This is a genomic window from Aromatoleum toluolicum, assembly GCF_012911005.2.
Classification (GTDB): Bacteria; Pseudomonadota; Gammaproteobacteria; order Burkholderiales; family Rhodocyclaceae; genus Aromatoleum; species Aromatoleum toluolicum.
Genome location: NZ_WTVS01000145.1, coordinates 1 through 4720, shown reverse-complemented (window position 1 = coordinate 4720; position 4720 = coordinate 1). Strand labels below are relative to the sequence as shown.

At 66.0% G+C, this 4720-nt stretch carries 5 protein-coding genes; all 5 read right to left on the bottom strand.

Annotated features, from left to right (window positions below; translation table 11 throughout):
- Positions 1–595 (bottom strand): SIMPL domain-containing protein (locus GPA27_RS27830; protein ID WP_169143651.1); only part of this gene is annotated, 595 nt, incomplete at its 3' end.
- Between the two features lie 143 nt (positions 596–738).
- The gene (locus GPA27_RS27825) at positions 739–2709 is read right to left on the bottom strand and encodes a M10 family metallopeptidase C-terminal domain-containing protein (protein ID WP_169143650.1); all 1971 of its coding nucleotides are present in this window, start codon (positions 2707–2709) and stop codon (positions 739–741) included.
- Positions 2710–2878: 169 nt separating this feature from the next.
- Positions 2879–3751 carry an HDOD domain-containing protein gene (locus tag GPA27_RS27820; protein ID WP_169143649.1) on the bottom strand — a complete coding sequence of 291 codons (873 nt, stop codon included), beginning with the start codon at positions 3749–3751 and terminating at the stop codon, positions 2879–2881.
- Positions 3752–3823: 72 nt separating this feature from the next.
- Positions 3824–4285: an RES family NAD+ phosphorylase gene (locus GPA27_RS27815; protein WP_169143648.1), complete on the bottom strand. Its 462-nt coding sequence runs from the start codon at positions 4283–4285 to the stop codon at positions 3824–3826.
- Positions 4285–4720 (bottom strand): Xre family toxin-antitoxin system antitoxin (locus GPA27_RS27810; protein ID WP_211165291.1); only part of this gene is annotated, 436 nt, incomplete at its 5' end. The genes GPA27_RS27810 and GPA27_RS27815, both read right to left, overlap by 1 nt.

The window sequence follows — 4720 nt, the reverse complement described above, 5'->3', positions numbered from 1 at the left end:
GGCGGGGGCTGCCGCCGTGGGCGACGGAGAGATGGCGGATCCGCCACGGCTTGTTCAGCGTGGCGGCGATGGCGGCGGCGCGCTCCTGGAAGGCACGGATCGCGTCGGTGGTGGCGAGGTCGGCGGTGCTCTTGCGGGTTTCGGGCGAGGGCTGCAGGGTCAGGCCGGAAAGCGCGAGCGTTCCCTGGAGCTTGCCGACGAGTTCGGTGAGGGCGGGGAGGTCCCGGCTTTCCAGCTGGATGTCGGAGCGCATGCGCCAGCCTTCGATGCGCCGGCCTTCCTTGCCATGGACCGGAAAGGTGGCCGTGCCGGCGGACTTCGCCTTCACCGTGGCATGGGCGCGCGCCTGTTCCAGTGCCGCCGCAATGGCGCTATTGACCTTGCGCGCAAGCGTACCGGGATTGCGGTCGTCCGCCTCGAAATAAAGGGTTGCGGTGGCGAGGTCGTTGGGTGCCGCACGCCGGGCGTCGGCCGACAGCTCGACCGTGGTCGCCGCGCTGTCCGCTTTCGGTTCGGTTGCGTGGCTCGCCGTGGAGGCGAGGAGCGGAAGCGCCAGGATCAGCAGGCAGCGTTGCAGTGCCGTATGTATGTGCATATTCCGTTCGGAAGGCATCAAGGGGCGCAGTGTAACGCGACGGCGTACGGCGGCAAGCGTTCAGCGCACACGTGTTGTAATCGTGTGTAAGGTGATGGCGGTTCCAGTGCAGCGGTCCGGAGCGATTGCCGCGATTCGGTCGCCTAGAGCACGAGGTCGCTGTGGGAGAGGGCGATCTGTCCGACGTTGATCGCGAACTCGGGATTCGCGTCGGCGTCGACGTTACCGTACAGGATGCCGCCGGCGAGCTGGAGCTGACCTGGTGCATAGAAAGCCGACCCGGCGGCGATGAAGGAGGCGTCGAAGGCGTCGTTTTCCGCGGTGAGGAGGTTCGCGTCGATGAGGGACAGGTCGAGGATGTCTTCGCCGATCGCGAAGTCCGAGATCATGTCGGCTTTGCGGGTACTCGCGCTGGTGTCGGAGATGGCGTCGAAGCGGAAGACGTCGCGGCCGGCGCCGCCGCTGAGGATGTCGCGCCCCCCCGCGCCGATCAGCGTGTCGTCGCCGCTGCGGCCGTCGAGGGTGTTGAGGCCGGCGTTGCCGACGATGACGTTGTTGCCGTCGTTGCCGGTGCCGTTCGCGCGTGCGCGGCCGGCCAGGGTGAGGTGTTCGAGGTCGGCGCCGAGGGCGAAGGAGACGGTGCTGCGCACGGTGTCGATGCCGCCGAGCACGCCGTTCGATTCGGTCACGATGTCATTGCGATTGTCGACGACATAGGTGTCGTCGCCGTTTCCACCGGTGAGCCGGTCCGCACCACGGCCGCCGTCGAGCAGGTCGTGGCCGAAGCCGCCGTCGAGCGAATCCGCGCCCCCGAGGCCGAACAGCTGGTCATCGGCGTCGCTGCCGGAGAGGATGTTGGCGCGACCGGTGCCCGAGACCGTTATGCCGGCAATCGCCGCCGCGCGCTGCCCCCCGATGAGTTCATTGGCGCTGCGCGTGACGTCATTGGCGAAGCGGAAGTATTCCGTGCCGGTGATGGTGTCGACCCCGGTCGACTGGTTCTGGAACGTGAAGATCCCGGTGGTGGCGTCGTAGATGATCGCGTAGCTGCCGAGATCCGCGCCCAGAGTGGCCCAGTCGGTGCCCGTGCCACCGTCGAGGTAGTCGTTGCCGCCGCCGCCGCGGAGCTCGTCGTCACCGCTCAGGCCGTAGATCGCGTCGTTTCCGCCGCCGCCGTCGAGACGGTTCGCGAGGGAATTGCCGCTGATCGAATCGGAGCCGTCGCCGCAGACGACGTTTTCGATGTCTGCCGAGTATGCAATGGCGATGTTGTTGGTCATGTCGTTGCAGGAGCTGTAGGCTCCTGGCGCGATATCGACCGTGCTGCCCGACGACCAGCCGCTGAGGTTGAGGATGTCGTTTCCGCCCGCATCGTAGATGGTGAGGACGGGATGGGCGTTGCGCGTGAAATCGAGGATCCCCGCCATTGCGCCGGTGACGTTCGAGCCGAATCCGTAGGTCGTGTCGCCGCTGCGGGTCGTGCGGTCGGTGCCATACATGCTCTGGATCGCCAGGACGTCGTCGGGCATGGGGGTCTGGGGTTGGTAGAGCCGGCCGTCCGAGCCTACCCAGTCGGCCCACGCGACCTGGCCGGTTCCCGCGGACCATGAGCCGTAGGACGGACCGAAGTAGGACATGACGGACAGGACCGTGCTGTCCTGGTAGCTCGTCGGCTCGGGTGCGTAGCCGTTGTAGTCGCCCATGTGGTCCAGGCCCAGGGCGTGGCCGACCTCGTGGACATAGGTCATGTAGCCGTAGCTGCCGACCTCGGGGTCGGACAGCGAGGCGTCGCCGGATCTGAACCAGACGCTTCCGTAGGAGGGGAAATAGGCGTGGGCGTAGTCGGCGTTGAGGGTGAGGCCGAATTCGATGTCGGACGCGGATCCCGATACTTCGGCGAAGGACGGGGCGATCAGTTCGTCCCACGAGGCGAGCGCCACTTCGGCGTACGCCTGCTGGGTTGCGCCCAGCGGCTGAAAGGAGCCGCCTTCGTCGGTCCCGAACAGGTTGGCGGCGGCGATCGGGAAGGCGTAGGTGATGGTGCTGCCGACCCAGTGATAGCCCGAGTCGAGCTGGTCGATGATCTGCTGCGTCGAGAGTGATGCCAGCGCCATGCGCGCCTCCGTGTCCGTACAGCGTGGTCAACCGGACAGGCGAATCGATCATGGCGTCGCCGGGGCGACGCGCAGCGCCCCGGCTGCCTTCCGTCGGAAGGGAATTTTACAGGCAATCCGCGCGGGATTTCGCTCCGTAGTTTCCGTTTGCGTCGGGTTGCCGGGCAGGTCAGCCGTCGAGCGCGGCGTGGAGTTCCGCTGTCGCGGCTTTCATGTCGTCGGTCAGGGACAGATAGGGTTCGCCGAGCTCGGCACGGGCATGCGCGGCGCCGTCGAAATCCTTCTTCATCCACTCGAAATGTCCACCGGCCATGATGTTGCCGATGTAGACGATGTCGGTGAGGTTACGCGGATACTCGGGCACGGGGCGGGGGTGATCGTGGTCGCGCGTGGCGATGGCGATTTCCTCGGGGATGCCGAGGGAGAAGAGGAGGGACTCGCCGATGCTCTCGTGCCACTGGTAGACGAGGTGCTTGACGGTATCCGGCCGCTGACGCAATTCGTCGTACTGCGAGGCGCGATAGAGCATGTAGCTGGCGCCCAGGTCATGCACCAGGCCGGCGAACAGTGCCTGTTCGGCGGTGACGCGACCGAACTTGCGCGCGAGAACGGAGCAGGCGGCGGCGGTGGTCACGGAGTGCGTCCATAGCCGTCTGGATATGCCGTCGAAGTCGGTGAGGTCCTTCGCCAGCAGGAGTTGCTTCATCGCGATGCCGAGCGCGAGGGTACGTACCGACTTCGTGCCGATGCGCATGATCGCGGATTGCAGATCCTTGCACGGCGGGCCATCGCGGCGGTTGAGCACGGAATTGGCAACGCTCAGCAGGCGGCTGCTGATCATGGGGTCGAGGCTTACGGCGGTGCTGATCCGTTCGATCGGGGCGTCAGGGTCGTCGAGCAGTTCGCGTAGGCGGATGGTGACGTCGAAACAGGTCGGGAAGACGAGTTTGCGCGACATTTCGCTGGCGATGTCTTCCAGCATCTGGAAACGCTGGGCCTTCAGTGCATCGCCGGTCTTGTCTTCTTCGGGTGTGGTGGACATTTCAGGTAGTGCGGGGTCGGGGTGGTTTGTCGGGTGGAGGCGGAATCGGACGTCGCGGACGCTTCGGGATTATCAACTTCGAATGAGTCGCAGGTCCGTGATGAATTCCTGCGCGTCGCCGATGGCGATTTTCGTAAAGGACGGGTGCAAGGGGTTGAGCAGGTAGTTCGTTTCCGACGGGATCACCGCGCTGGGAACCGCGAGGACGGCGGTGGAATTTCGCTTTGCCCAGTCGCTGCCGAGATCCTGCAGGTATTCGCGCCCCGCGGGGCTGCGCCAGTCGTCGGGCAACTCGCTCACGACGATACGGTCGATGCGCAGGCCGCTCGGGATACTTGCCGGTATGACCACGTAACGGGCGCGCAGGGGTTCGTCCTGCACGAGCATTTCGAGCATGGCGAGGGATTGTGTCGCGGCGGTGTACACCATCTGGACGCCTTTGCGGTTCCAGCGTCCGCCGTACAGGCGCGCGCCCTCGCCCGAGAATGCGGAAGCCGCGAAGCGCGCCGTTACCAGACGCCACACCGTGAGCATCAGGCGAATACGCCGTGCTCGATGCGGCCAAGGGTGTCCAGCACGCTCTCGGCACCGATGTCCGTGTCCATGAGCGACAGCGGCACGGCAGTGCCGAGGGCCGTGTTGGGCGACTTCAGCCAATGCATGGCAACGTCCGGATTCTCGAAGACCTCCTGGGCGCGTTCCGCGACCCGCGCGAGGCGGACCAGCTTGGCGGACTCTTCGCTGTTGAGGGTGCCTTCCTTCTTGCGCCGCGCAAGGGTGCGCTCCGGAATACCCAGGGCTTCGGCAAGTTCGGCCTGGGTAACGTGCAGCGTTTTCGTGGCCGAGTCGACGGCCGCCGAGGAGATGCCGCGGCGGATGACGGAGACCCAGTCGAGTGCCGTCCGCGGCTTCGCATGCAGCACGCCCTGGCCGCCGAGCACGGATTCGATCGAAAGCGAGGGGGTGGGC